Here is a 26,236-nt window from a genome sequence, read left to right as displayed (position 1 = left end):
ACAACACCTACAGCATCGACAGAGGTGCCGTACGGCGGGGCTGCCGCCAATCGATGCCTTCGAGAAGCATCGACAACTGCGCGACCGTGAGCGAGATCTTGCCGCCATCGGCTTGCGGCCAGATGAAGCGGCCGCGTTCCAATCGCTTCGACAGCAGCCAGAGCCCGTCGTCGGTGGCCCAAAGCAGCTTCACGAGATCGCCTCGACGTCCGCGGAAGATGAACACATGGCCGCACAACGGATTCTCCTCGAGCGTCGCCTGTACCTTCGTGGCAAGCCCCTGGAAGCCGCAGCGCATGTCCGTGACGCCCGCAGCAAGCCAGATGCGGGTGCCGGCCGGCAATGTGATCACTTCAGGCATTCCTGCAGGAACGCTTCGGCCCGCTCAGCAGACAGGCCGCGAATCTTCACGCGCCGCTTGCCGATCTCCACCTCGATCTCGCACACGGGCGTCGGCATCGGTACGCCGCTTGTCACCTTCGACGTCGCGTTTCCCGTAGGCTGCGGCGCTGGCAGCATCAACACCGAATCGATCACGTCAACGCTCAGCAACTCCGTGCCTGTCATGGCCGACGGCGCAGCTTCGAGTCCCGGCAGTTCCAGCTTGCCTTCCCGATATTGCTTGCGCCACCCGAACACGACGTTGGCGTTGATGTCGTGCCGCCGCGCGACGATCGACACCGACATGCCTGGTTCCAACGTTTCCCTGATCACTTGCTGTTTGAATGCCCGCGCATACGTGCGATGGGCCGGGCGCGCTGCATTCGGCATAGCTGACCGTCTCCGTCAATCTAAACGCGACTATCATGCGCCAGCAAAATCAGCATCGGGAAACGGTCGGGCCGAGTCGCTTACCGAATCACTGAACGTGAAGCGTTCGAGCTCTTTGCACGTGATGCACCAGTCGGCATAGAAATCGATCATCATGGGCCGACCGCGCGCGTCCGCGAGCGCGCGGTCCAGTTCGGCATTCGAGCGTATCGATTCGAAGCGCGCGCTCGCCTGGGTTGGCCTGCTCGCTGGAACAGACATCTGCATGAAGCCGCCCAGTGGCCGTAACGCATCGAAGTGGCCTGATGCGACGCCGACTAGCTCTGCGACGCCCACTACCAACAGCAACACACCGAGAGCCTTACCGATCCGCTGGATGCCGTGCGCGTTCGGCGGCAACGGATCGATCCCCCGCAGCGTCATGCCCGCGCTCGCGAACAGCATCGCGAGCACCATCATCAACAGCCAATCAGGCAACAGCGAATAGACAAACCAGAGCGCCGCGGCCAACAGCATGAATCCAAGCGTATGCTGCACGGGGATCATCCAACGGCCGGCTTTCGGCAATACGTGCGAGCCAAACGTGCCGAACGCGAGCAACGGCAGCCCCATGCCGATCGCCATTGCGTAAAGCGCCGCCGCACCACCGATCAGGTCGCGACTGTTCGCGATATAGAGCAGCGCACCCGCGAGCACCGGCGTGGAGCACGGACCGACGATCAGCGCGGACAGCATGCCCATCACGAACACGGGGCCCGCGCGCCCGCCCGGCAGCCGGCGGCTCCAGTTCGCGAAGCGGGTCTGCCAGTTGACGGGCATCTGCAGCCGGAACACGCCGAACATGCCGAGCGCAAATACGACCATCAGCGCACCGAACGCGGCCAGCACCCAGCTCCGCTGCGTCAATGCGACGAGCGGCATACCCGCGAGCGCCGCGACGGTGCCGGCACCGGCGTAGGTGAGCGCGAGTCCCTGCACGTAGACGAACGATAGTCTGAAGCCGCGCCACAGCGAAGCCGGTCGCGCGCCCGCGCCGATAACGGCTGCAACGATCGGAATCAGCGGATACATGCAGACCGTGGCCGCCATCAGCAGACCGCCAAGCAGAAAACCGGCGATTTCGGGCAGGCTGATTCCGTTTGCCGGACGCAGATGGATTCCGAACACCGAGAGTGTCGAATGACTTCTCGAGCCGCCGGTCTGAGCAGCAGCCGCCCCGGCATCATCGCCGGTGGCCACACGCGTCACCGTTCCATCTGTGGCAATCCGGAAGGTGCGCATCAATGGCGGATAGCAGACGCCCGCGTCCGCACATCCTTGCGAGGTGACCGACAACGTGACACTGCCTGCTGCGACGGCACGAGGCAGCGTAATGCGAAGATGTAGCGGCCGGTGGTATACCGTGACCATGCCAAACGTCGGATCCTTCTTGACCTCGCCCGGCGGCAGCGCGTCGGGCTTGACCGGCACACCGTCCGCCGCGAAGCTGAAGCGGTCTCGATAAAGGTAGTATCCCGGATGGGTATCGAAGTCGAGATCGACTTGCTGCGGCCCGCCGAGCGACACCTTCAGAGGAAAGGCACTCTCAGGCGGTAGAAGATCGGCCTCGCCGAGCGCGTGGGCGGCGAACGATGCCAGCATCAACAGCACGCCAAGCGCGATGCGCAGCACGAGCGCATGCGCCCAGCGTCCACCGAACGCCCTCGCCGTGGAATGCCATGTGTGCACTGCCGCCTCCATTCAGAGACGCCGCATGCGGGACCGGCCATCGATGGCCGGCCCGCAGGCACGGCTTTACCCCATCAAGACGATTGCTTCACCATTTTCACGATGGTCAGGGTGCCGCCGACATCCTCGACGCGCACCTTGACCTTGTCACCCTGGTGAGCCTGCTTGACCATCGCGGCGTCCTTGGCCTTGTACGCCATCGTCATCGCGGCCATGCCGATATTGGCGAATTCGCCATGCTTGAGCGTGACCATGCCGGTTGCGGCATCGACCTTCATCACCTCCGCATCGGTCAGTGCCGACTCCGAGGCTTTCTTCGATGCGGACGGTTTCATCGACATCCCCTTGCCGGACATGTCGTCGCCGGCGAATGCCGACGATGCGAACGCGCCCATTGCACAAACTGCAGCGGCAGTAATGACAAATTTCTTCATTGAGCTTCTCCAGATTGGATTGAAGGCACCTTCGTGCCGGAAGGAACTGCTTGGTGAATTCCCGCCTGGTCCACCTTGCGCGCACGACGACGCTGCAACAGGAACCAGGCTGCCGGAATGACGAACATCGACAGCAGCGGCGCGGTGACCATACCGCCCACCATCGGCGCAGCGATACGCTGCATGACTTCAGAACCGGCGCCGTGCCCGATCATGATCGGCACAAGGCCGGACAGCACGACGGCAACAGTCATCGCCTTGGGTCGTACGCGCAGCACCGCCCCTTCACGAATCGCGTCGGCCAGCACGGCCTCCGTGAATGGCGCGCCGGCTTCGAGCCGACCGTTCAACGCACCCTTCAGGTACAGCAGCATCACGACGCCGAACTCTGCCGCGACGCCCGCCAGCGCGATGAAGCCGACCGAGGTGGCGACCGACACCGCGTGGCCCAGGCCCCAGATGAACCAGAGGCCGCCCACCAGTGCGAACGGCACGGTCGACATCAGCAGCAATGCGTCGGCCGCCGAATTGAACGTCAGGAACAGCAGCACGAAGATCACGACGAGCGTGACCGGAATGACGGTGCGCAACTTCGCCGCCGCCCGCTCCAGGTACTCGAACTGTCCGGACCATGCGATCGAATAGCCGGGCGGCAGCTTCACCTGCTGCGCGACGGCCTTCTGCATCGCCTGCACGGCCGATTCGAGGTCCGTATTGCGGATGTCGACGTACACATAGCCGGACAGCCGTGCGTTCTCGCTGCGGATCATCGGCGGCCCGTCGGCGATCGTGACATGCGCGACGTCGCCGAGCTGGATTTGCGCGCCCCGATCCGTGACGATCGGCAACTGCCGCAGCTTCTCGAGCGAATCGCGGACTTCGCGCGGATAACGGATATTGATCGGGAAGCGTTCGCGCCCGGCAATTACCTCGCCAACGTTCTCTCCCCCCACAGCCGACGACACGACGGACTGGATGTCCATGACGGATAGGCCGTATCGCGCGGCCGCAAGCCGATCGATGTCGACGTCGATGTACCGTCCACCGTTCAGACGCTCCGCCAGCGCGGACGTCACGCCCGGCACGTGCTTCACCGCAGCTTCGACCTGCGTCGCGATCGTGTCGATCTGCGTCAGGTCAGGTCCGGAAATCTTGACCCCGACGGGTGTCTTGATGCCGGTGGACAGCATGTCGAGCCGGTTGCGGATCGGCGGCACCCATACGTTCGACAGGCCCGGCACCTTGACGGTCCGGTCCAGCTCGTCGACCAGCTTCTCGGGTGTCATGCCGGGCCGCCATTGACTGCGAGGCTTGAACTGGATCGTCGTCTCGAACATCTCGAGCGGCGCCGGGTCCGTGGCCGTGTCGGCGCGGCCGGACTTACCGAACACGGTCGCGACCTCCGGCACTGTCTTGATGAGCCGGTCGGTCTGCTGCAGTAGTTCGGACGCCTTTTGAGCCGAAATGCCCGGCAGCGCGGTCGGCATGTACAGCAAGTCGCCCTCATCGAGCGGCGGCAGGAACTCGCCCCCTAGTCGCGACACCGGAATCGCCGTCAGGGCCAGTGCGACGACGGCAAAACCGATCGTCAACCATGGGCGACGCAGAGTCGCTTCGAGCAGTGGCCGGTACAGCCGGATCAGCACGCGGTTGATCGGGTTCGCGTTCTCATGCGGAATGCGGCCGCGGATCAGGTAGCCCATGAGCACCGGCACCAGCGTGACCGACAGCCCGGCTGCGGCCGCAATCGTATAGGTCTTCGTGAACGCCAGCGGCGAGAACAGCTTGCCCTCCTGCCCTTCGAGCGAGAAGACCGGGATGAACGACAGCGTGATGATCAGCAGCGAGAAGAACAGCGCCGGCCCGACTTCCGCCGCGGACGCGGCAATCAGTTCCCAGCGCTGCGCTGCGTTTATCGGCACGCGAGGATGGGCATGTTCGTAGGCCTCAAGATGCTTGTGCGCGTTCTCGATCATCACGATCGCCGCGTCGATCATCGCGCCGATCGCGATCGCGATACCGCCCAGCGACATCAGGTTCGCGTTCACGCCTTGGTAGCGCATCACGATGAATGCGGCCAACACACCGAGCGGCAGCGACAGGATTGCGACGAATGCGCTGCGCAGGTGGAACAGGAACACTGCGCATACCAACCCGACGACGATGAATTCCTCGATCAGCTTGTCCTTCAGGTTGTCCACCGCGCGTTCGATGAGTTGCGAGCGGTCGTACGTCGTGACGACTTCGACGCCGGGCGGCAGCGAGCGCTTCAGCTCGGCGAGCTTCGCTTTGACCGCGTCGATGGTCGTCAGGGCGTTCTTGCCGGAGCGCATCACGATGACCCCGCCCGCGACCTCGCCCTCGCCGTTCAATTCGGCGATGCCGCGGCGCATCTCCGGGCCGATCTGGATGCGCGCGACGTCGCCGAGCAGTACCGGGGTACCCGCTTCGTTCGTGCGCAGCACGACGTGGCGGAAGTCGTCGAGCGAGCGCAGATAGCCGGACGAGCGCACCATGTATTCCGACTCGGCGAGTTCGACGACCGAGCCGCCCGACGCCTGATTGGCCTTGCCGAGCGCGTCGGCCACCATCGACTGCGTGATGCCGTACGCGCGCAGCTTGTCCGGATCGAGCACGACCTGGTACTGGCGCACCATCCCGCCGATGCTGGCGACCTCAGACACGTCCGGCACGGCCTTCAGCTCGAACTTCAGGAACCAGTCGTTCAGCGCGCGCAGTTGCCCGAGATCGTGCTGTCCGGTCTTGTCGACGAGCGCGTACTCGTACACCCAACCGACACCGGTCGCATCTGGGCCGAGCGACACCGTCGCACCCTGCGGAAGGCGGCTTTGCACCTGATTTAAGTATTCCAGCACGCGCGAGCGCGCCCAATACTGATCGGTCTTGTCATCGAACAGCACGTAGACGAACGCATCCCCGAATGACGAATACGCGCGGATGGTCTTGGCGCCGGGCACGCCGAGCAGCGTGGTCGTCAACGGATAGGTCACCTGATCCTCGATCACCTGCGGTGCCTTGCCTGGATACGACGCCTTGATGATGACCTGCGTGTCCGACAGGTCGGGCAGCGCATCGAGCGGCGTCTCCTTGAGCGAGTAGACACCCCACGCCGCGACGAGGATGGTCACGAGCAGCACCATGAACCGGTTGCGAATGGACCACCGTATGAGATGCGCGATCATTGGACGCCTCCGGCCGGCTCAACCTTCGTCAGTTGGTAGCCGTCATCCGTCTGCTTGAAGGCGAAGTGCACGGCCTGGCCAACCTTCACGTCCGGAAAGGCGTTCGACGCCGGCTTGTTGAACGTCATCGTCATCGCGCCCCAACCAAGCGCGGGAACCGGCTGATGCGAGAACGTCATGTCGGCCGCAGTCACCTTTTCGACCCTGCCGGTGGTCTCGTAGGTTGGTGAAGCGGCTGCCGGCGCGGACGCCGCTGTCGCCGCACCGGCACCCTTCCCGCCCTCCAGCCGCGGCAGCACGGACTTCAGGCTGGCTTCCGAATCGATCAGGAACTGACCGGACGCGACGACGGTGTCGCCGTCGTTCAGGCCGCTCAGCACTTCGGTTTCGTTGCCGACGTCGTTGCCGACCGTCACCGACGCGGGCTGCAGACGGCCGTCGCTGTTTTTGACGATGACGATCGAACGCTTGCCGGTCGTGATGACCGCTTCGGACGGCACGAGCAACCGCGACACGGCCTTCTGGCCGCCGACGCGCACGCGCATCAGCATGCCGGGCGTCAGCTTGAGCGCACTGTTGTCGATTTCAAGGCGCGCCTGAAGCGTGCGGCTACTGGTGGTGATGCCCGGCAGGATCTCGCGGATACGCCCGGTGAAATGCTGCGTCGGATCGCCCGAGAACGTCGCGTCGACGGTCATGCCCGGACGCGCATCGAGCGCGAGCGCTTCCGGAATCTCGACGATCAGCCAGAGCTTCGAGAGGCCCGAAATCTTCGCGAGCGTCTGCCCCGGCGCGACCATCGCACCGTCGCGCACGTTCAGTTCGCTGACGACACCCGCTTCCGGCGATGCCAGCGTGAGGTGCGTTTGCGCCTTGCCGGTACGGTCGAGCGCCGCGATCATGCCGTCGGGAATCGACAGCGCGCGCATGCGCGCACGTGATGCATCGAGCAGACTATGATCCATCCCGCCGCGCTTGAGAGCGAGATATTCCTCCTGCGGCGCGAGCCAATCCGGCACGAATAGCGACGCGATCGGCGCGCCCTTCGCGACGCGTTGCATCGGCGCGCTGGCATACAGGTGATCGATGTAGCCGGTGACACGCGACTGAATGACGTCCGCTCTCGACTCGTCAAACTGCGTCGTGCCAACCGCATCGAAGCCACCGGCCGTATCCTGGCGACGGACGGTCGCGTAGCGTATGCCGAGATTCTGCTGCAAGCCCGGGTCAATCTTGATGCCGCTCGATCCGCCACCTTCGTCCGCGAAGACGGGTTCGAGCTGCATGTTCATGAAGGGCGATTTGCCCGGCTTGTCGAAGTGCTGGTTCGGCACCATCGGATCGTGCCAGTACAGTACTTTTCGGCCGGTTTTCGGGTCGATCTTGTCGCCCGCCGCGGACATCGATGGCGCGGCAGCGCTGGTCGGAAAGCCGTCGCCTGCGTGTCGAGTACCCGCAAAGTAGCCGGCGCCGAGCAGGGCCGCCCCGGCAAACAGCATCAACACTGCGCGCACGAGCGTGGTCTTCGTCATGTTGTTCTCCTTCACTGTGCGGCGGCCATCGTCGATGGCACGACCTGATATTCGAGTTGTGCCCAGGTTTGCGATACCTCGCGCTTGAGGTCGAGCACTTGCAGTTGCGCTTCCAGTTGGGCGCGTCGGGCCGCGAACGTATCCGCGAGCGAGCCGCTTCCGGCGCGATAAGCCGCGTTGGCAAGCTGCACGCGCTGATCGGCGGCCGGCAGCAGCGACTGGCTCAGGTTGGCGATGCGCTCGCGCCCGCTTGCCAGCGTCGCGGACTGCGTGCGGATGTCCGCCTGCACCTGGCGCAGCGTGTCCTCGTAGGTCAGCCGCGCCTTCGTCGCAAGTTCGGTCTTCTGCGCGAGATCACGGTCCTGAAGATTCTTCCGATTGAGCGGCAGCGGAATCGTGACCCCGATCGACACCATGTTCGAATAGGCCCCGCCACGTTGCTGATAGGCGATTTGCCACGTCCAGTTCGGGCTGCGCTCGCTGCTGGCCACCGCGGTATCCGCCTCGGCCACCGCCACGTCGTCGGATGCCGCCACGAGTGTCGGGTGCGCAATGCGCAGTTCGTCCGGCGGCAGCGCGGAGACGAACGATTCGGGCGCCGGCGGCTCCCCCGTCACGTCTGACACCGGTACGGCAGTCCAGCGCGACAGGCCGATCAGCGCCGTCTGGTAGGTCTGCTGCGCCTTGAGAACCTGATCCTGGGTTTGCGCCAGCATCGCTTGCGCCTGAACGACGTCGGCAGCGCTCGCCTTCGCTCCACGGTAGGACGCTTTCGTGGCTGCCAGTTCGTGCGTCATGTGGTCAAGCAAAGCCTGTTGAAGCGCGACCGCCTGCTTGGCGTAGACGGCGTTCAGCCACGCCGTCGCGGTTTGCTGACGGACCGTCGCGAGTTGCATCAGATAACCGGCTCGCTCGCGACCGACCATTTCATCGGCCAGCGCTGAACGCAGTTGCCGCTTCTTGCCCGACACCCACTCCTGCTGGATGCCAATGCGGCGCATCGTCATGAAGTCCTGGCCGATCGTGAAGCGCTGCGCGCCATTGATCGGCAAGTTGTCGACACCGGCCGAGAGCATCGGGTCGGGCAACTGGCCGGCCTTGACGGCCGCCTCGGAGCTGGCGCGAACGGACGCCTGCGCCGCCTGCATCGATGCGGAATGGTCGGTCGCCGATTGCAGCGCGGCGTCGAGCGTGAAAGGTGCTTGCTCGGCGTGAACGACGCCCGCAAGCAGTAGCGCGGCAACAAGAGAATGCGCGCGCATCGAAGCTCGCCGACCCCGCGGCGTGCCGAAAATGAATGGCATGTTCTAACCCCAACGACGGAATCCCATAGGGATTCCACGTCCTGGCAAAGGACGAACCTCACCGCATACGCGGTGAACCTGTCAGCGTGGGATCAGACGAGACGCGGAGGTCGCCACAACCCGTTCGGGTCACGGCTCGGGAGGGAGTCGGCGTAGTGGAAAATGACCGGGCTGACGAGCGCAGCCGGCCGACTGACACTGACCTGCACCGTTGGGTGGTAAAGGCTGCCGAACTGGCACTGGGCGGTCACTTTACAGAAGACGCCCTTCATTTTGGCGTGGCCGGCGGATGCCGACTTCATCAAGTCGCAGCCGGGCATATCGGCTGACATGCTCGAGTCCGTGTTCATGGACATGGTTTGCTGCATCGGACAGTCGCCCGTCAAGCCACTCGCTGCCAGCCCGCTAATGGGCAGCATCGCGCAAAGCAGCAAGAGGATGAAGGTCCGGAGCAATTTCATAACGCGCATTATAGTCCGCCCGTACCGGCGCTTGCATCGGAATTGTACTTATGTTTCCGCCCTTAAACATGCAGTCAACACGTGCACGGTCACGCGTTCGTCTTGGATTTGGGTACGGCGCTTGCGCGATGCGCCCGGCCCGATCCGGGCAGCCCAGTCAAGGAGAATCAAATGGCACACCAACAGTATCAGTCCGGCATCTCCGCCTGCGATGATTGCGCAGCCGCATGCTATCACTGTGCAACTGCATGCCTCAATGAGAGTGAAGTTGCGCAACTCGCGGATTGCATCAAACTAGACCTCGATTGCGCGGCCTTCTGCCGACTCGCGTCGGGCGCGATGGCGCGCGGAAGCGGGCAAACAAAGGCGCTATGTTCGAGCTGTGCAAATATCTGCGAAGCTTGCGCGGCCGAGTGCGAGAAGCACCCTCACGAACATTGCAAGGAATGCGCACTCGCATGTCGAAGATGTACCCAAGAGTGCCGCTCGATGGCACAATAGACTCGGACCACAAAATGAAGGACGACGGCTTCCGCGTCGGCGCGAAAGCCGTCGGTAAATTGATCGTCTGCTGTCCTTTGCTCCCGCGCCATCGCGTACTTTTTATCGTTTCATCACCGGTATCAACGTCGGGCATAAATGGCCATTGGACGGTGGCCATCGGCGAGGAACATCGCGTGGTTCTCTCCGGTTCCGGTACGCACTAATGCTGACCCCGGATCGCAATTACGGATGTGCGGTGCCATGCTCATTCGTTCGATCCCACGCACACGTTGCGCTCCCGATAATGCGGCGTGCGGCGGCATCTTCGGGCAGTTCAGACGGAAATTGTCTATCCACCCGGCGGATCAGTCGCCCCCACTGTGTTGTCCCCGAGGACTCGCATGCTCGGTCTGAAGCGGTCGGGCATCGCTGAACGGCTGATAATCGACAACCCCAAAATCCTGCTCCAGCAGTTCACGCATCTCGTCGACCGCCGATGTCTGTGCATGCCACATTTCGGAACACAGCCGAATCAGAGCATCATGACGCCGGTCAACACCGGTCATGCAAGCATTCAGCGGTTCAAAAAGCTCATAATGGTGCCGGGCGAATATCTCGAGGTACGCGTGGTCAAATGCTCTGCCTGGTTGCGCATGCTCAAGTATTGCAATTGCTGCTTGTTGTTCTGAACGGACCTTCGGCTGGTAGTTGACTCCGTACCAGACACGCAGAAACTTTTGAAGCTGAATGATCTGTTCGCGCTGACCACGGTTTTCCATCCGCGCACTAGACCTAATCTCTACCATTGAGGCCTTCGCGTTTGTCGCCGGATAGGACGGCGTCGGCGATGTCCCTTCATATGCAGACAGTTCGGTACTCCGCCGAGTATCCGTGCCTGCGGCGAGCTCGGTCATTCTGAGTGCAGAATAATGATGATCTATTACCTGCTCCATTAGCGCGACTTCAAATTCCGCTGTAATTCCACGACCGGGCGCGCTCGCGAACGCCATAGTAGGGCCCAAGAATGTTCCCACCATCAGACCCAGTAGCGGGAGTCGCACAATTCTCCTAAGGCTCGTCAAGCGCGCTCGCGGTCGCTCACCCTTCAAGTTTGCAATGCTTTCCATATCGCCTCCGTCGAAGTAGGGCCATCACCGGAAGTCGCAGGGCACGATTCGCTAGTATCAGTGATAATGGCCCGCCGATACCGAGCAGTACATATGCCCGAGGATACCGATGGAAATGCTGAGCACCGAAAATCTTAACTCTCTAAGTTGTGCACAACATGTCGCGTCATTTGCCAGCGCATGATGTGGCCCACGGACCGGCTACGGGCCCGCAAATAATGACATTAAGATGAAGTAAACGTCATGTGTGCGTCATCAAACGGGCTCGGATAACTGCGAGTTGTCGCAAGCCGTTTCGCTCGTCGTGGATTTATTTATTACCAACGCCACCTGTCCGCGTCGTCGGCAGCACCGCAAACGCAAACGTTACCGATGATCTGAACGAACGGGCGAATAAGTCTCATGAAAATTGCATTCATTGCGGCCCGGGCGTCGAAGTGAAATTTTTTTACTTCGCAAACGGCGACAATTTTATTTTGTGCTAGGGTTTGGGCGGCGCATCCCCCAACCCACCAGTTGATCGTTCTCTCTAGCAGAGGTTTTTCTCGTCAGCCGGGCGTGGTACTTCGCCGCCTCGCGCCGCATCCGTGCCTCTTCCGGCGACACGTAGATCGACGTACTGGCCAGCTTGCGCCGTTCGGACTCAGTGAGATCCGACATCACCGCGAGCAGCTGCGCGATCGCCCATTGCGTGAGTCCGCGCGCGCCGCGCACCGAATAGCCGCCCCGCGCTGCGGCGCCGGCTACTGCTTCGTCAGTGTCGACGGGCTCGCCGAATTTCTCGCGGGCTCGCGGCGTCGGCGGGATGACCAACGGCGCCACCAGCGGCAACCCGGGCGGCTTCGCTGCGGCCGCCGCGTCGAGATCCTGGCCGCGATCGCGCCAGTGCGCGCGCAGCGCGTCGACGCACTCGTCGCTGATCGGCACGAAGCGTTGCTTGTTGCCCTTGCCGATCACCTCGAGCAACCAGCTGGCCGGCGTGTCGTCGTCCGCCGGCATCCAGACAAGCGCCGCACGCCTCGCCGCGGCCGCCTCAGCGATCCGCAGGCCACCATCCCCCATCAGCAGCAACAGCGCACGTGCTGTCCGCCAGCGCGGCCCGCTCGGCCCCTGCAGCTCGCTGCGTTCGGCCAGCGTCTCGCGTACGCGCGTCCAGAGGTCAAGCGGTAGTGCTCGCTCGACCTGCAGCTTGCGCACCCGCCTGACGACGCTGGGATCGGAGACGGCCGCCCAAGGGTTGCCGGCCAGATACCGCACCGCGACGAGCCACGTGAATGCCGCGCGAATCGCGCGCACCGCGTAGCGCTGGCTTTCCGGTGACAGGCCACCCGGCGCGAACGGCCGCCACTGGCTGCTCGTGCGCGCGACTGGCGGCCCCGTGAAGCGTTCGCCCGGCGCGGCGAGAAACGCCTTGTAGGCCTCGCAATCCTCAACCCGCATCGACGACAGCGCGACGCCGCGTTCCGCCACGCACCACAGCACGAGGCGCTCGAGCTCCTTCCTGTAGACCCGCTGCGTCGCGGGCCGGTCGTCGTAGCGATGCAGATAGGCCCGCACCGCATCGAGATCGTGCGCCGCGCCGAGATACGCGAACACGGGCGCGCGGTTCGCCCCGTGCGCGCCGGACAGCTCGACGGGCAGCGCCGGGCGCTCGAGCGGGGCCAGCTGCCCGGCGCCGGCGGTGACGCCCGCCGACGTCGGCGCGAGCGCGTCGCCGGCGTCGACGTCGGCCTCGACGGCTGCGCCGATCGACGACGCGTGGCGCCGCAACCAGGCGACCAGCACGCGGGCGCGGCCGACGCCGATGCGCGGTACCGATCGCCACCACTGCCCGCCGCGGCGGTTCGCCACCGAGTATCTCAACGCAGAAAGCATGATCTTCAACTACGCGAGTCGTCTGTCCGAAAGCTATACGGGCGGCCTCTGGCAATTCTTCGAGCTCGACAATGGCGGGTGCTACCTTGCCCCGATCACGTGCGCCGGTTCCAAGTTCAGTGGCCGCTCAACGGCGACGAGGGCGAGACGGGTGCCGACGCGTTCGGGATCGTCGTCACGTTGCTCGTGCTCTGTCACATTGCCGAAGTCACCGGCGACGATCGGTTCGTGGATCGCTATCATCGGCTGCTGGACTATGCATCGCAGCGCCCCGAGTCGGCCGAGATCTCGGCGGCAATCGATTGATGTTGTCGTCACTGCGCCCGGGCATCGTTATGCCCGGGCTTTCTCGTCTTCTCACGGAGGCATATGATGCTGGACTTCAAACAATTGAACGACCCTGAGCGCCGGGAGAAATGTCGTAAGGAACGCGAAGAGCAGGAAGCTAAAGCCGAAGCACACGAAAGGGCTTTGCGTCGCGAACTGAACATCTGCATTGAGGCGTTGGACTATCAGTTCTCCAACAGGACGAACGAAGTCTCGTTCGTAACTGCCAGTCGAGAATGAACAGCTACCTACCCTTGTCAGAAAAGCAGGAAAAGTGGCTGCTCGATATTGCGAAGCGTGTGCGTGACACACTCGATGGCGAGATCCAGAAGCTGGTCCAGCGCCATGCTGCAGGCGACACACTGGGCCAACTGTCACGGGGCGGCGCTATGGAGCCAATGCGGGGTCGGCATAAGGGCGCCACTTGAGGGGCGGCACATAGGCGCCAGTCCAAGGGCGGCGTAATGGCGCCACGTTAGGGGCGGCGCATAGGCGCCAGCAGCATCAGGGCGAGAACGCGGTTCGAACTTTCCGAGTCGGTACGCTCCGTTCTTTTTGAACGGAGCGTCCATGGCCAACAGGAGGTTCGAATTGTTTGAATACCGCCAAGTCCTTGTCCGCATGCGGCAAGGCGATTCTGACCGCGACATCGCGCGCGGCGGTTTGATGGGGCGCAAGAAGCTGACGACCGTGCGCCGCGAGGCTGAAGCGCGTAGTTGGCTGGATCCGGTGCAGCCGCTGCCGGACGACGCTACGATCGCGGGTGTCTTCGGGCGCACGCCGCACCTGCCGCACACCTGTGTGTCGACGGTTGAGCCATATCGCGAACAGGTCCGCGAATGGCTTGCCGCCGGCGTTCAGGGCACCACGATCCATGCCGCCCTTCAACGCAATCATGGCTACGCCGGCAGCTATTGTGCCGTGAAGCGCATGCTGCGCCATCTGGCTGCCGAGCGCAGCGTGGCCACCACAACGATCCTCGACTTCGCACCGGCCGACGCCGCGCAGGTCGACTTCGGCGCGGGACCCGTGCTGACGGTCGAGGGCATTGCGGTCCGGACGTGGATCTTCGTGATGACGTTGTGCTGGTCGCGCCACCAGTATGCCGAGATCGTGCTGGACCAGACCGTCGAGACGTGGCTCGCCAGCCACCGGCGCGCCTTCGAATGGTTCGGCGGCTGTCCCGACCGGGTCATCATCGATAACGCGAAGTGCGCGATCATCCGGGCGTGTCGATACGAGCCGGCGGTGCAACGCTCGTACGCCGCGCTTGCCGAGGGATATGGATTCCGGATCGACGCCTGTCCGCCGCACGATCCCCAGAAGAAGGGCGTCGTCGAATCGGGCGTCAAATACGTCAAGAAGTCCTTCGTGCCGCTGCGCGAGTTCCGGGATCTGGCCGACGCCAACCGGCAACTGCGCGAATGGGTGATGCAGCAGGCCGGCACTCGTATCCACGGCACCGTCCACGAACGGCCGCTGACGCGCTTCGGCGTCGAGCGCCCGTTGCTCGCTGCATTGCCGGACGTGCCGCCGGTACTGTCGGTCTGGAAGGAGGTGGCGGTCCATCGCGACGGCCACGTCGTCTACAAGCACGCGCTGTACTCTGCACCGTTCACGCTCGTCGGCAAGTCGCTCTGGCTGAAGGCGACCGATACGGTCATCCAGCTGTTCCATCGGCATGAACTCGTCGCAACCCATCCGCGGCAGCGGGCCGGCGGTCGCCACACGGTGCGAGATCACCAGCCGCCCGAAGCGCAGGCCTGGCTCGAGCACGATCCGCAGTGGTGTCTGGCGCGCGCGAAGGAGATCGGGCCGTCGTGCCACGGCGTGATCCTCGCGCTGTTCAACGACAAGGTGCTCGTCAACCTGCGCGGCGCGCAGGGGATCATCCGGCTGCGACAGAAAGTCGGCGATCAGAGGCTGGAAGCAGCCTGCGAGCGTGCGCTCGCGTTCAGCAGCGCGAAGTACAGCACCATCAAGGGCATCCTCGACAAAGGCCTGGACAGCGAACCGGTGCCGCGTCCCGCGTCGGCCCCGACTGGCGCTTACCAGAACGGCGGCCGCTTCGGCCGTGATCTCCAATCCCTGCTGATCCACTGACACCATGAACCCGAGTCCCGAATTGAATTCCATCCTCAAACAGCTGCGCCTGTCCGGCATCCTCGACTCGCTTGAGCAGCGCAACCGTCAGGCGATCGACGGGCAGCTCGCCTATACCGAGTTCCTTGCCATGCTGCTGCACGACGAGGTTGCCCGTCGCGAACACAAGAAGCTCGGCACCCGTCTGCTGCGCGCCGGCTTCGCGATGGGCAAGACGCTCGAGACGTTCGACTTCGACCGGCTGCCTACGTTGAACCGCTCACACGTTCATGATCTCGCGACAGGCCGGTATCTCGACGAGAAGGTCGCGATCCTGATCGCCGGTCCAACCGGCACCGGCAAAAGCCACTTGGCCCAGGCGCTGGGCCACTGCGCCGCCCGCCAAGGCCGCGATGTGCTGTTCATCTCGCAGACCGAGCTGCTCAAGCGATTGAACGCCGCGCGCGCCACCGGCGCCTATGACCGCAAGTTCCAGCAGTACGCCCGGGTGCCGCTGCTGATCGTCGATGACTTCGCGCTCAAACCGCTACGTACCCCGCAGGACGAGGACTTCCACGATCTCGTCGCGGCCCGCTACGAGCACGCGGCGACCATCCTGACGTCGAATCTCGACTTCGGTGAATGGGGCGCCGCGTTCCCCGACAACCGCATCCTCGGCACCGCCACACTCGACCGACTACGCCACGGCGCCTACCGGCTCGTCCTCGAGGGCGACAGTTACCGCACCCCGAAACCGATGCCAGATCCCCCTCAAAATGCAGTTGCCAAAAACGGCAAAAAACCGCAACCTTGAAACCGTTCGAATCCGCGTTTTACCCCCGGTTCTGCTGGCGCCATTACGCCGCCCATCCCCGGCTCCTTTACGCCGCCCCGCGACACCAACATCCCACCTACCCCCGCAGCGACTGGCCGAATTTCGGCCTCACCGACGTGGATCCACGGGAATACTGGTTCTGGGTGCTCCGCTTAGTCGGAGCTTTCGGCGAGGATACCGAAGGATAAGTTGCAAACCTGCCCTCGACGCTTGAGGGCATTTTTTTCAATCGGAAATGTGGAGCGGGTGAAGGGAATCGAACCCTCGTCGTAAGCTTGGAAGGCTTCAGCTCTACCATTGAGCTACACCCGCGGAAGCGGAATTCGCGGGCTTTGCCGCGAAAGCGCTCTTTTACTCTGCAGCGGGAATCAGAAAGCGATCGCGATTCTTCGCGTTTGCAATCCACTGCGGTGCCTTGCCCCGCCCGCTCCAGGTGGCTCCTGTCTTCGGATCCTGATACTTGGGTGCCACGGGAGCTCGCTCCCCAGACGCTGCAGCACGTCGGCGCCCAAACAGCTGCTCGGGCGTGATGCCGTACTCTGCGATCTGTTCGCGCATCGCTGCAATGACACTGTCGAGCTCTGCGAGACGTGCTTCTTCTGCTTGCTGTGCCAACGCATCAGCCTGCGCTTTCAATTCAAGATAAGTTGCCATGGAGATGGAAGAGAATCAGTTAAACAACGAACGAGTAGCCTAGTCGGCAAACTCGGTCCCGTCAACACGATTCCGGCATAATCACAAATACCGTCGGTTACGTTTTTCGCGTCCAAAGGTACGCCGGCACGACGCACACACGATAACCAGTCAGTCGATTGAGAGCGACTAGAAAATGGAACAAGCGATGAGCGCAACTACCACCTCACTCGAAGCCGTCGTGGACAACATTTCCTCGAAGCTGCGCGACGAGATCAGGCTGCTCGTCGACGCAAAATACGAAGTCGACGAGCTCGCATGCCGCAGTGCGGCCGGTCGGCGTCTCATTGAACCGTTCCACGACGGTGCCTACGGCCCACGGATCGGAGCTTCTTTTTTCAGAACCGTCTTTCCGTTCAGCAATCTCGAACCGTGCGGCGATTCGTTTAGCGCGCTTGCGCCTGTTTCGCAGACGATCGGCGCGAGCTGGCGATGGACTACCTCCTCTGTCCCTGAGAACGAGCGACCGGCTCTGCTGGCCAGGTTGCAAGACCCGGCTCGCGCGACGGCAGAAGGCTACGATCGAGCCGAGTTCATCTGGATCAAACCGCTCGGTCTATTTCTGGCGCACGAGGGCAAGAATCGCGTGGGATTCTTCCGCGATATGGGTGCGCAATGGATCCCGGCGCACGTTGCGCCGTACGATTACCCGGCCGCCGATCGCCTCGCGACCTACGCGGCGAAGCACGCGCATCAGACCATGTATTGGGCCGTGCTAGACGGCCAACTGCTAGCACCGATCAACCATCCTGCCTGGGCGCTGCCGATCCTGCGGGCCTACGGTGTGGCGGAACATCATCGGTGGCCGCACGAGTTCCCTGCGGTCGACGTAGTCACTGCAGCGCTTACCGAACGCCTGGTCAATCCGGTCTCCAGTCGGCCGGCACCGCTCGACTTGGAGTTGGTCCGCGAGAAAGAGGAATACGAATCGGAAGAGATTCCGTGCTCGATCCTCGACATCGACGCGCTCTCCGCACCATGGTTCTTTCTGAAGGTAATGTTCGGCGTCAGCATCATCGCGATCATGTTGATCTGCATCATGCCGGCAGACTGGTCGAATCTGCGCATCGCGGCCGGAGTCGTCGCCGGCTTGGGTTTCGGCGGCTTGCTAACACCAGGCGTCAAGCTGCTTCGTGCGCCGCGACGGCTCGTCGATCCCTACGCGTCGCTACGCAAATTCTCGCCGCTCGAGCGTAAGGCAGCGGGGATCCGGTGACGTACAACCAAGCCGGCATGGCCGGCCACTTTTCTAACACAGTGTCGAGCTATGCCGATCAAATTGACGCACGAAACAGCGCCGTACATTGCGCGCGCCATCGTCGAATCCGGGTCGTTTATCGGCGGACCGATCCTCGGTGACGCAGGCATGAACGCCTACATTGATGGTGGCCTCTACAACCGCGACTAGGCCGAGCGAACCGGCGCTACCCTGGAATTCGAATGGACTGGACCGGTTTCCGCTGCGCCGGCGAGAGGTGTGCATGAGCCGGATGTGCTGTATGACGAGCGGCCGCACCGCGCGTTCATCGTCGTTTGTACACGCAAGCATCTTCGAGTCACTGGCGTGCGGTTCCGGTCGGGCCTCTCGTGGCGAGACGCGGTTTACGTGCCATCGAAGCCGACCGCGGCCGCCAGCCTTTCGCCAGCGGCTTGGCTCGCGTGGGCCCGAACGTGGCAGCCAGGGTGGTTGGACAACCAGGCGGCCGAACTCGAAAGCGCAATGTTGGCTCGCCTGGCGAGCAAGCCTTCCGTGTCGATCGTGCCGCCGGCGGATTGCCCCTACCTTTTCATCTTGCGCAATCGCGACCTGATCTAACAGTTGTTTTCATTGTCTCTGATCGATTTTCCGATGAATCGATTAATCTGATACCCGTTCGTTTGAAAAGTCGTTATTCAAGGCCCTATGCCAGACGTCAAGAAAGTCCCGTATTACCAACTGGAGTCCGGAGTTCTATATTCCAGCAAACGGTGGAAATGTTACTCTGGCGTGGTCGGATGCGTTCCCATCGACACGCAGCAAAAAATCTCGTTCGATAGACTTGCGCCGAACGAGCCGCCGTCACCGCCACCATCGAAGGCAGCCGCTCCTCTCGCGCCACAGAAGCCGCCTGCTCCAGCACCGGCCAAGCCGCCCGCCAAGCCACAACCGAGTGATAAGCCCCAAGACGCCGAGCAAGCGAACAAGCTGCCTGAGTTCGATCTGCAGGACATTCCCAAAGCGATGGACAAGATGGGCTGGCCGATCTCGGCCAAGCTTGCGCGAGAGTGGTTTGCAAGCCCTAAGCACGCCTATAACGACCAGCTCAACTCGGTGCAGCCGATCGACGACAGGACAGTCTCTCTGGAATGGGCGTTGCGGTTTCGCGGAGCACTTGAGCGTTTCAATCAACTCGTCCGACAAGCGATTTACACTCCGAATGCTGCTACATCGGCGAGGAATACGCTGACGCCCGTGATCGAGAAGAGTTTCGCGGCCGGACAAATGAACGCGGCAGGTATCGTGATCGACACTACGCCGTTTCTGACGGATCTGCTTCAGTTTCATGTCGCCTGGAGATTTCAGTACCAGTCAGTATCATCCGTCGACACACTCGACGGTACGGCGTTGACCGATCTAACCGGCGCACTGGCAAACTTCAACTTCTACGCTGCTGTTGGGAAGGCGACCGTTACCGGCGAGCGTTACTACAAGTACGAAGGCAAGAACAAAATATTCTGTCTCGAACCGGTTGCACAGATTACCCACATCTATGTCTACATCAAGGATAGCTATTCATTTAACGATGATTCGCCTTCCAAGAGCCAGTATCTTGGCCACTGGAACAAGAACGGAATGGTGCTGTCGTACGTCGCTGCAGCCAACGATTTCTTCAAGAGCAGCAACTTGAATGTCGGAAATTCAACCATCGAAAAGTGGCACTATCTTCCTGAAGGCGAAGAGGTCAACAAACCGATCGACAAACGGACAAGTCTCTTTCGGAAATTTATGGCGAAGGATGTGTACTGGCCAGTGCACAACAAGACATATCGCGAGTGGAGAGCGGCACACAATCGTGGCGGTGACTTTATGGTTTACAGTAGACCCAAACTCGTGAAACTGGACAACCCGATTGTTTTGAAACTTGATACCGTATGCAGACCCATCCCGGCGGAACAATGAAGATGATCCGCCTCATCCTCAGAGCGATCTTGGTAGTCGGGGCCGTGGCCTTGGTTGCCGCCATCGTGTGGCCGTTCCTGCCGCCTGGCGCCACGAACGCGATCGCGATTTTCGCGCTCAAGAACGGCAAGACCGCGATCTTCATCGTCACCGCGGTCATCTTTGCAGCCTACTTCTACTGGCTTCTTCGAAATATCGCCCATTTCGGCCGAGCGAAGCGCGCGGGACTGGCGATCGTGACACTTGGCTTATTGGCCTGCCTCGCGCTCATCAGTTTAGGCGGGGTCACGACAGACGACACCGATTGTCAGCGCTTCAACTACAACGCCAAGATGAATGGTGGAATCAAACAGGTCGACGGCACGACCTACATCGTCAACATCTGCGGAAGTGGTGCGCGCAGTCATGGATTTTTTGCAGATCAGAACGAGCAGGTCAAACTCGTCATCACCGATGCGAATGGCTCGACGCTCGCCACGCGCTTATTTTTCGTTTTTTGGGACGGCCGGCCGGGTGAAGACTCGATCAAGATCCGCGATGGCAAATTGATTTACTTCGACGCGTCCGATCAGTACGACAGCATGCGTTCGATCTCGCTGCCGCCCACCTTGATCGACTGGGTTGCCGCAAGAATTCCGATTTGGCTTCGCTGAGAGTAGCCGCCCGTACAGCCATCAAACGGCTCCGCCGTCCAATCCCACAAAAATCAGCCTCGGCGAAATATGCAGGTCACCAGAAAACATGTAATCGCGATCGCGCTTGTCTTGGTACTGGCGATTCCGGCTCTTGCGTTACGGAAGCCATACGAAGATTGCGAGAGCTATACGCAGGATCTTAACGGGGGAACGAAAGAGTTCGGTGGCAAGAAGTACAAGATCGAGCTATGTCGGGTGCCCCGCTCTTTTGCCGATGGTGACGAAATTCGACTCCGGGTGATGGGTCCGGCAGGAGACGTGCTGGCGGAGCGTTATTTTGCGGTGCGCACGCTCAACGATGCAGCACCCACGGAACTGCGGTACAGCGACGACAACATTTTCTACTACGACCAGTCGAAGTCGTCTCCGTTGCGCTTCATTGCCATGCCGCCTTCCCGGACGGACTGGTGGACGGCACGCATACCGTTGCTGCAACGACTGCTCGCGTTCTTTTCATAAGATCGGGAGACGCACTCAGCCGTCGCGTGTTAGCCGGGCATGGTACTTCGCCGCCTCGCGGCGCATCCGCGCCTCTTCCGGCGACACGTAGATCGACGTGGTGCCGAGCGACGCGTGGCCGAGCGTGCGCTGCACGACCTCGAGCGCGACGCCGGCGGCCAACATCTGCGTGCCGACCGTGTGCCGGAATGCATGGGGCGACGTGCTGGCCAGCTTGCGCCGTTCAGACTCAGTGAGATCCGACATCACCGCGAGCAGCTGCGCGATCGCCCATTGCGTGAGTCCGCGCGCGCCGCGCACCGAATAGCCGCCCCGCGCTGCGGCGCCGGCTACTGCTTCGTCAGTGTCGACGGGCTCGCCGAATTTCTCGCGGGCTCGCGGCGTCGGCGGGATGACCAACGGCGCCACCAGCGGCAACCCGGGCGGCTTCGCTGCGGCCGCCGCGTCGAGATCCTGGCCGCGATCGCGCCAGTGCGCGCGCAGCGCGTCGACGCACTCGTCGCTGATCGGCACGAAGCGTTGCTTGTTGCCCTTGCCGATCACCTCGAGCAACCAGCTGGCCGGCGTGTCGTCGTCCGCCGGCATCCAGACAAGCGCCGCACGCCTCGCCGCGGCCGCCTCAGCGATCCGCAGGCCACCATCCCCCATCAGCAGCAACAGCGCACGTGCTGTCCGCCAGCGCGGCCCGCTCGGCCCCTGCAGCTCGCTGCGTTCGGCCAGCGTCTCGCGTACGCGCGTCCAGAGGTCAAGCGGTAGTGCTCGCTCGACCTGCAGCTTGCGCACCCGCCTGACGACGCTGGGATCGGAGACGGCCGCCCAAGGGTTGCCGGCCAGATACCGCACCGCGACGAGCCACGTGAATGCCGCGCGAATCGCGCGCACCGCGTAGCGCTGGCTTTCCGGTGACAGGCCACCCGGCGCGAACGGCCGCCACTGGCTGCTCGTGCGCGCGACTGGCGGCCCCGTGAAGCGTTCGCCCGGCGCGGCGAGAAACGCCTTGTAGGCCTCGCAATCCTCAACCCGCATCGACGACAGCGCGACGCCGCGTTCCGCCACGCACCACAGCACGAGGCGCTCGAGCTCCTTCCTGTAGACCCGCTGCGTCGCGGGCCGGTCGTCGTAGCGATGCAGATAGGCCCGCACCGCATCGAGATCGTGCGCCGCGCCGAGATACGCGAACACGGGCGCGCGGTTCGCCCCGTGCGCGCCGGACAGCTCGACGGGCAGCGCCGGGCGCTCGAGCGGGGCCAGCTGCCCGGCGCCGGCGGTGACGCCCGCCGACGTCGGCGCGAGCGCGTCGCCGGCGTCGACGTCGACCTCAACGGGCGCGCCGATCGACGCCGCGTGACGCCGCAACCGGGCGACCAGCACGCGGGCGCGGCCGACGCCGATGCGCGGCACCGATCGCCACCACTGCCCACCGCGGCGGTTCACGAACGCGACGAGCTCGCCGAGCGTGTGGATGCCCTCTCCCTCCAGGCGTGCGGCAACGAGCGGCCGAAACCAGCGACCGACCGGGTGCTCGGCCCGCGGCGCGGCGACCGCCCACTGCGCGGCGACCTGCTCGATCAGTTGCAGCGACACGGGCGTCAGGCGGGGCTCGCCGTATTTCGCGATCGCCGCCTGCAGGTGGGCTTGCAATACTGGCGAGCCGTCGCGTAGCGCGGCCGCGACCAAGTCGTCGCGCATCGTGCGCAGCAGCTGAGCGACGTCGACCGGCTCGACGGCATCACGGTCGAAGTACAGTCGCTCGATTGTCTCGATCGGCAAGCCTTTCACGCGCGCGCGCAGCGCCGTGAATTCGGTGCGGCTGTAGCTGCGCAACGGCATCTGGGCGAGCTGCTGGGGACGATTTGCCATGGCTCAGCCTGCAGGAATGGGCGATACGACCGTATCGGCCGTGGTGACGCGCTGAAGCCGTTCGAACGCGGCGATATAGCGATGCATCGGTACCGCCGCCAGCTGCGCGTCCAACCGTGCGAGCACGTGCTCGACCGCCGCGCGCTCGAGGTCGGTCAGCGCGCCCGACTCGCCCCGCTCGGCGCGATCGGCGCAGTCCTGGAGGGCCGCCTCGGCCCGTCGATAGAGTGCCGCCTCGGTCGAGTCGAGAAAGTACGCGAGGTAGATCGCATTCAATAGCGTGGCCAGCTGCGCGACGTCGTCGTTCGCGTCGCGTAGTGCCGCGAGCGCCACGTGGTGCTTCAGCTGGATCCGACGCAGTTCGCCGGTCGGGATCGGCAGCAGTTGCGCCCTGGTCAGCGGCCGGCGGTTACGGGACGTGGCTTTTCTCATCGGCTCGGAAAATTCGACGAGCGGACCTTGTCGCACCGCTCGCATTGATACGCGTGGAGACCGCTGTCGTTCAGTATGTAGCGGTAATGGGTATGCTGCACCCAGCGATGCGCACCCACCAGACACGCTAAACGTGCCATCCAATTGCGGAGCATGTTGTCCTCCAGTTCGATTTTCGTCTGCAGCTCGAGCGGCGCTGCGGCACCGTTCGGGCAGCGCATCGGGAAACTCGCAGAGCGCCGTGCAGGTTGTCATTCGGCCGTCGCGGTTTGAGCTGGCCCGAATGTGTCGGCCCAGCTCTCGTCCGTCACGTTGTCGAGCGTGGCAATCGCCGCCGCACGCGACGCGTCGATGCTCGACGCCTCACTGTTCGGCACGTGCATGCCTGTCAGCACGTCGGAAGCCGCATAGCAAGGGACATCATCGCGCCCGACGATCGCATGAACGGCCCATGTCCGACCGCGGTGCTCGAACGGTATGCCGATCACCTGGACATCGCCCGTCCGCATGGCGAGCGTGAACACCACGCCATTGACGTATTGGGGCGCCGGCCGGACAGGCGGTTTTTTCCGGTAAGAGCGGGCCATGGTATTAACTCCTGCAGGGAATCGGCACCCAGAGTTCGGACACCGGCGGTTCGCCGAGGACAAGCGCGAGGAAATCGCCTGCCGCCGCCGGGTGTTCAATGAAGCGCTGTACATGGGCCGGCCGAGCAAACGCGACATCCAGCAACGCGCCCGATGCGCTGCGGACCAACGAGTGCGAGACGAAGCGTTGTTGCGCGCCGTCGCCACCGTTCACAAGCCAGCCGCGTACCGGCGTATCGCCGGGATGCGATTGCAGCCAGCGCGTGACCTGCTCGTGGCAGCGATGCGGATTGGGAGGCCAATGCGCCAGCGCGCCGGCACCCGCGTAACGGTCGATCGACAGAGCGTTCGCATAGTCGTGCGCGATGGCGTCGGAAAGCGTCAGCTTCACGGCGGTCAGCGCGGCGTTACGGTCGAAGGCAGCGGTCATGATGCGCGGTCGTCCGATGTGGTGCGCCCGGACGGTGCGGCCGCGGCGCTGACCAGATCCAGCAGCCGATGCTCGTCGCGCTGCAGCGCTTGCCGTCCCGCGTCATCGACGGTCTTTCGGGCGGCGTTCACGAAGCCGAGCCAGTACGCGAACAGGCTGACGGCTGATGCATGCAGTGCCCTGCGTTCGGCATCGTCGCCGGCGGCCGCGGCGAAGGTCATATAGTCGCGGATATGCCTTTCGGCCGATGCGGTCAGTTCAGGATACGAGACGGTGTAGTCGTGCACGTTGGTCTATCAGGTGTTGAAGTTGGAGGAATCGAGATCCACCGGAACCGCTCCGATGGATCTCTCGTCATTGCTGTTTTTCTACCAGGCCGGTGCGAACGCGCCGGGCTTCAAAATGAGATTCATGAAATGGTGCGTGGTCAGCGACACCGGCCGCTTCTTCGGACGCTTCAAGATCTCGAACTGACACGGCGCCACTTCGACGAGCAAGCCACATCCTTCCGGCACCTCCGACGCCTCGATCATGCCGGCCGGCGCTGCGTAGTACAGCACCTCCGCGATTTTCCCGTAGCCGGCCCGCTTCTCGGGGCGAGCCACGTCCGCGAGAAAATCCGCGCGACTCACCTTCACTTCATCGACACACGGATTGATGCGCTTTTCGTCGTAGTTCGCAGCGACTGAAAACACGTCGGGACGAATCGCTTGCCGGCCACCGCTTTCAAGGTCGACCAGCAATTCGATGTTCTGCCACGTCACGCGACCTTGACTCTGACGCCACTGCGCCAAGCGGCCAGCAAGAGTGTGATGCGGCTGACGCCGCTCGACCTCGCGCGCCTTCTCGGCGGCAAGCTCTTGCTCGCCCGCTTTCGTGATGCGAAAGCGAACGCCGTAGCCGAAGCGCTCGAAGCGCTCAACCAACCCGAGTGCGGCCAGGTCCAGGTCGATGCCGTCCGTCATCCCGGCACCACCATTCGCCAGGCCTTGCCAATAGAACCGCAGGCGTTTGTAGTGTTGGCGTGTCAGCGTCGTCATCGCGTTTTCCGTTACGATTCGTATCCCGGTTGGTGAATAGGATCAGTCGGGTGACCGCCACAGACGCGACACCAGAAGACCCCTTCCGATGGTTGGTCCATCGGAACCACCTCGTGACCGATCATCTCCCTGTCCTCATCATAGTGACGTGGATCTAGGGGAGGCAGTACGCCCAGATCGAGAACTTTCTTCCGGGTTCCGGCCATGGCGTTTTCCTATGCTCGCAGGCGCATCGCTCGCGCCGCGTCTCGAATACGCGTGGCCGCCCGGCGCGGCGTATCGTTGATGCACGTCCAGTCGTGATGCCACCACGCAATCAGGTCCGCCGCGATGCTGATCGTTCGTGCTGCGACGACGTCGCGAATTTCGTCGGCTACCTCATCCCACCAGGCCGCGCCTTCGCCGTCGCCGGCCCGCGAGTCGATTGCTTGACGGTAGATCGCCTTAGCAGCGTCGAGCGTGATCGTCATCGCGTTTTCCTATTCCGTTTCTTGACGCGCAAGTCGGATCTTCGCGGCCGCATCGAGCAGCTGCTGCGCGAGCGCTTCCGACTCGTCCGCCGTGGCGAGGATCCGGAAGTGGTGTTCGCTGTCGAGCTGGCCCACGACATCGAGTTCGATCACTTGATGGTCCTCCCACGCGAACACGCGTGCCCTGGCGTGGACCGACGCGTCGCCGCGGCCTTTGGTGTAGCGGGCGGTTGTTTTCATCAAGGCTC

The 26,236-nt window shown here is 63.0% G+C and carries 31 protein-coding genes, 1 tRNA gene and 1 pseudogene; 12 read left to right on the top strand and 21 right to left on the bottom strand.

Annotated elements, in window-relative coordinates; all coding sequences use genetic code 11:
• Positions 1 to 7 precede the first annotated feature (7 nt).
• From tnpB to LXE91_RS42025, 8 genes are all read right to left on the bottom strand, one after another.
• Positions 8 to 352, bottom strand: coding sequence for an IS66 family insertion sequence element accessory protein TnpB (gene tnpB, locus LXE91_RS42060; RefSeq protein ID WP_027813734.1), 345 nt, complete (start codon positions 350 to 352; stop codon positions 8 to 10).
• A complete protein-coding gene (locus LXE91_RS43875) occupies positions 349 to 687 on the bottom strand; it encodes a transposase (protein ID WP_395460142.1) in 339 nt (112 codons plus the stop codon). The genes tnpB and LXE91_RS43875 overlap by 4 nt, the downstream gene beginning before the upstream one ends.
• 117 nt (positions 688 to 804) lie before the next feature.
• Positions 805 to 2,511 (bottom strand): protein-disulfide reductase DsbD, encoded by a 1,707-nt coding sequence (gene dsbD, locus LXE91_RS42050; protein ID WP_080353683.1) that lies wholly within the window; start codon positions 2,509 to 2,511, stop codon positions 805 to 807.
• Between the two features lie 62 nt (positions 2,512 to 2,573).
• Positions 2,574 to 2,933: a copper-binding protein gene (locus tag LXE91_RS42045; protein ID WP_027810174.1), complete on the bottom strand. Its 360-nt coding sequence runs from the start codon at positions 2,931 to 2,933 to the stop codon at positions 2,574 to 2,576.
• Positions 2,930 to 6,136: an efflux RND transporter permease subunit gene (locus tag LXE91_RS42040; protein ID WP_027810173.1), complete on the bottom strand. Its 3,207-nt coding sequence runs from the start codon at positions 6,134 to 6,136 to the stop codon at positions 2,930 to 2,932. Before LXE91_RS42040 ends, LXE91_RS42045 begins: the two co-directional genes overlap by 4 nt.
• Entirely contained in the window at positions 6,133 to 7,668 is a 1,536-nt protein-coding gene (locus tag LXE91_RS42035; RefSeq protein WP_027810172.1) for an efflux RND transporter periplasmic adaptor subunit, read from the bottom strand. Before LXE91_RS42035 ends, LXE91_RS42040 begins: the two co-directional genes overlap by 4 nt.
• 11 nt (positions 7,669 to 7,679) lie before the next feature.
• Positions 7,680 to 8,972: a TolC family protein gene (locus tag LXE91_RS42030; protein WP_027810171.1), complete on the bottom strand. Its 1,293-nt coding sequence runs from the start codon at positions 8,970 to 8,972 to the stop codon at positions 7,680 to 7,682.
• 92 nt (positions 8,973 to 9,064) lie between these two features.
• On the bottom strand, positions 9,065 to 9,433 hold the full coding sequence (locus LXE91_RS42025) for a hypothetical protein (protein ID WP_027810170.1): 369 nt from the start codon (positions 9,431 to 9,433) through the stop codon (positions 9,065 to 9,067).
• A 171-nt stretch (positions 9,434 to 9,604) separates the two neighbouring features.
• On the opposite strand from LXE91_RS42025, the gene LXE91_RS42020 reads away from it, so the two are divergent.
• Together LXE91_RS42020 and LXE91_RS42015 are read left to right on the top strand one after the other, a co-directional pair.
• Complete coding sequence (locus tag LXE91_RS42020) at positions 9,605 to 9,934, top strand: four-helix bundle copper-binding protein (protein WP_080289672.1); 330 nt, start codon at positions 9,605 to 9,607, stop codon at positions 9,932 to 9,934.
• Positions 9,892 to 10,140 carry a hypothetical protein gene (locus LXE91_RS42015; protein ID WP_146125846.1) on the top strand — a complete coding sequence of 83 codons (249 nt, stop codon included), beginning with the start codon at positions 9,892 to 9,894 and terminating at the stop codon, positions 10,138 to 10,140. The genes LXE91_RS42020 and LXE91_RS42015 overlap by 43 nt, the downstream gene beginning before the upstream one ends.
• A gap of 141 nt (positions 10,141 to 10,281) precedes the next feature.
• On the opposite strand, the gene LXE91_RS42010 is transcribed toward LXE91_RS42015, so the two are convergent.
• Both LXE91_RS42010 and LXE91_RS42005 read right to left on the bottom strand, forming a co-directional pair.
• Complete coding sequence (locus LXE91_RS42010) at positions 10,282 to 10,830, bottom strand: DUF305 domain-containing protein (protein WP_226112406.1); 549 nt, start codon at positions 10,828 to 10,830, stop codon at positions 10,282 to 10,284.
• 684 nt (positions 10,831 to 11,514) lie between these two features.
• Positions 11,515 to 12,888 (bottom strand): annotated as a pseudogene (locus LXE91_RS42005) (phage integrase family protein); the annotation flags it as partial.
• Between the two features lie 129 nt (positions 12,889 to 13,017).
• Between LXE91_RS42005 and LXE91_RS42000 the strand changes: the two are divergent.
• The 4 genes from LXE91_RS42000 (at position 13,018) to istB (ending at position 16,141) form a co-directional block, all read left to right on the top strand.
• Complete coding sequence (locus LXE91_RS42000) at positions 13,018 to 13,224, top strand: antirestriction protein (RefSeq protein WP_053093696.1); 207 nt, start codon at positions 13,018 to 13,020, stop codon at positions 13,222 to 13,224.
• Between the two features lie 66 nt (positions 13,225 to 13,290).
• Positions 13,291 to 13,485 carry a hypothetical protein gene (locus LXE91_RS41995; protein ID WP_143282279.1) on the top strand — a complete coding sequence of 65 codons (195 nt, stop codon included), beginning with the start codon at positions 13,291 to 13,293 and terminating at the stop codon, positions 13,483 to 13,485.
• 351 nt (positions 13,486 to 13,836) lie between these two features.
• Positions 13,837 to 15,348 (top strand): IS21 family transposase, encoded by a 1,512-nt coding sequence (gene istA, locus LXE91_RS41990; protein WP_027809980.1) that lies wholly within the window; start codon positions 13,837 to 13,839, stop codon positions 15,346 to 15,348.
• Positions 15,349 to 15,352: 4 nt separating this feature from the next.
• Positions 15,353 to 16,141 (top strand): IS21-like element ISBmu1 family helper ATPase IstB, encoded by a 789-nt coding sequence (istB, locus tag LXE91_RS41985; RefSeq protein WP_012213993.1) that lies wholly within the window; start codon positions 15,353 to 15,355, stop codon positions 16,139 to 16,141.
• A gap of 259 nt (positions 16,142 to 16,400) precedes the next feature.
• On the opposite strand, the gene LXE91_RS41980 is transcribed toward istB, so the two are convergent.
• Positions 16,401 to 16,474: transfer RNA gene (locus LXE91_RS41980), tRNA-Gly, on the bottom strand.
• Positions 16,475 to 16,513: 39 nt separating this feature from the next.
• Complete coding sequence (locus LXE91_RS41975) at positions 16,514 to 16,816, bottom strand: H-NS histone family protein (RefSeq protein WP_077187207.1); 303 nt, start codon at positions 16,814 to 16,816, stop codon at positions 16,514 to 16,516.
• Positions 16,817 to 17,003: 187 nt separating this feature from the next.
• On the opposite strand from LXE91_RS41975, the gene LXE91_RS41970 reads away from it, so the two are divergent.
• The 6 genes from LXE91_RS41970 to LXE91_RS41945 all read left to right on the top strand — a co-directional run bounded on the left by LXE91_RS41970 (position 17,004) and on the right by LXE91_RS41945 (position 21,169).
• The gene (locus tag LXE91_RS41970; protein ID WP_048992704.1) at positions 17,004 to 18,071 is read left to right on the top strand and encodes a hypothetical protein; all 1,068 of its coding nucleotides are present in this window, start codon (positions 17,004 to 17,006) and stop codon (positions 18,069 to 18,071) included.
• 51 nt (positions 18,072 to 18,122) lie between these two features.
• The gene (locus LXE91_RS41965; RefSeq protein WP_153260041.1) at positions 18,123 to 18,263 is read left to right on the top strand and encodes a hypothetical protein; all 141 of its coding nucleotides are present in this window, start codon (positions 18,123 to 18,125) and stop codon (positions 18,261 to 18,263) included.
• A gap of 69 nt (positions 18,264 to 18,332) precedes the next feature.
• Positions 18,333 to 18,671, top strand: a complete 339-nt coding sequence (locus LXE91_RS41960; RefSeq protein ID WP_143282317.1) for a hypothetical protein — start codon at positions 18,333 to 18,335, stop codon at positions 18,669 to 18,671.
• An 87-nt stretch (positions 18,672 to 18,758) separates the two neighbouring features.
• Entirely contained in the window at positions 18,759 to 20,015 is a 1,257-nt protein-coding gene (locus LXE91_RS41955) for a DUF6402 family protein (protein WP_027813803.1), read from the top strand.
• Positions 19,988 to 20,668: a hypothetical protein gene (locus tag LXE91_RS41950; protein ID WP_027813802.1), complete on the top strand. Its 681-nt coding sequence runs from the start codon at positions 19,988 to 19,990 to the stop codon at positions 20,666 to 20,668. The genes LXE91_RS41955 and LXE91_RS41950 overlap by 28 nt, the downstream gene beginning before the upstream one ends.
• Before the next feature lie 69 nt (positions 20,669 to 20,737).
• Positions 20,738 to 21,169 (top strand): hypothetical protein, encoded by a 432-nt coding sequence (locus tag LXE91_RS41945; RefSeq protein WP_048985624.1) that lies wholly within the window; start codon positions 20,738 to 20,740, stop codon positions 21,167 to 21,169.
• A 15-nt stretch (positions 21,170 to 21,184) separates the two neighbouring features.
• Here LXE91_RS41945 and LXE91_RS41940 read toward each other — a convergent pair whose 3' ends face one another.
• The 9 genes from LXE91_RS41940 to LXE91_RS41900 form a co-directional block, all read right to left on the bottom strand.
• Complete coding sequence (locus LXE91_RS41940) at positions 21,185 to 23,029, bottom strand: phage integrase family protein (RefSeq protein WP_278068197.1); 1,845 nt, start codon at positions 23,027 to 23,029, stop codon at positions 21,185 to 21,187.
• Between the two features lie 3 nt (positions 23,030 to 23,032).
• On the bottom strand, positions 23,033 to 23,461 hold the full coding sequence (locus LXE91_RS41935; protein WP_027813566.1) for a hypothetical protein: 429 nt from the start codon (positions 23,459 to 23,461) through the stop codon (positions 23,033 to 23,035).
• The gene (locus LXE91_RS41930; RefSeq protein ID WP_027813565.1) at positions 23,458 to 23,682 is read right to left on the bottom strand and encodes a hypothetical protein; all 225 of its coding nucleotides are present in this window, start codon (positions 23,680 to 23,682) and stop codon (positions 23,458 to 23,460) included. Before LXE91_RS41930 ends, LXE91_RS41935 begins: the two co-directional genes overlap by 4 nt.
• Before the next feature lie 30 nt (positions 23,683 to 23,712).
• Positions 23,713 to 24,048 (bottom strand): hypothetical protein, encoded by a 336-nt coding sequence (locus LXE91_RS41925; RefSeq protein WP_027813564.1) that lies wholly within the window; start codon positions 24,046 to 24,048, stop codon positions 23,713 to 23,715.
• A gap of 4 nt (positions 24,049 to 24,052) precedes the next feature.
• A complete protein-coding gene (locus tag LXE91_RS41920) occupies positions 24,053 to 24,478 on the bottom strand; it encodes a hypothetical protein (RefSeq protein ID WP_027813563.1) in 426 nt (141 codons plus the stop codon).
• Positions 24,475 to 24,765 (bottom strand): hypothetical protein, encoded by a 291-nt coding sequence (locus LXE91_RS41915; RefSeq protein ID WP_027813562.1) that lies wholly within the window; start codon positions 24,763 to 24,765, stop codon positions 24,475 to 24,477. The genes LXE91_RS41920 and LXE91_RS41915 overlap by 4 nt, the downstream gene beginning before the upstream one ends.
• 81 nt (positions 24,766 to 24,846) lie before the next feature.
• Complete coding sequence (locus tag LXE91_RS41910; RefSeq protein WP_034176084.1) at positions 24,847 to 25,518, bottom strand: hypothetical protein; 672 nt, start codon at positions 25,516 to 25,518, stop codon at positions 24,847 to 24,849.
• 215 nt (positions 25,519 to 25,733) lie between these two features.
• Positions 25,734 to 25,988 (bottom strand): hypothetical protein, encoded by a 255-nt coding sequence (locus LXE91_RS41905; RefSeq protein ID WP_046544062.1) that lies wholly within the window; start codon positions 25,986 to 25,988, stop codon positions 25,734 to 25,736.
• 9 nt (positions 25,989 to 25,997) lie between these two features.
• Complete coding sequence (locus tag LXE91_RS41900; RefSeq protein ID WP_027813533.1) at positions 25,998 to 26,228, bottom strand: hypothetical protein; 231 nt, start codon at positions 26,226 to 26,228, stop codon at positions 25,998 to 26,000.
• Positions 26,229 to 26,236 lie beyond the last annotated feature (8 nt).

It is taken from the genome of Burkholderia contaminans (assembly GCF_029633825.1).
Lineage (GTDB): Bacteria > Pseudomonadota > Gammaproteobacteria > Burkholderiales > Burkholderiaceae > Burkholderia > Burkholderia contaminans.
The sequence above is the reverse complement of the archived record's forward strand: the minus strand, read 5'-3'. Positions and strand labels throughout refer to the sequence as shown.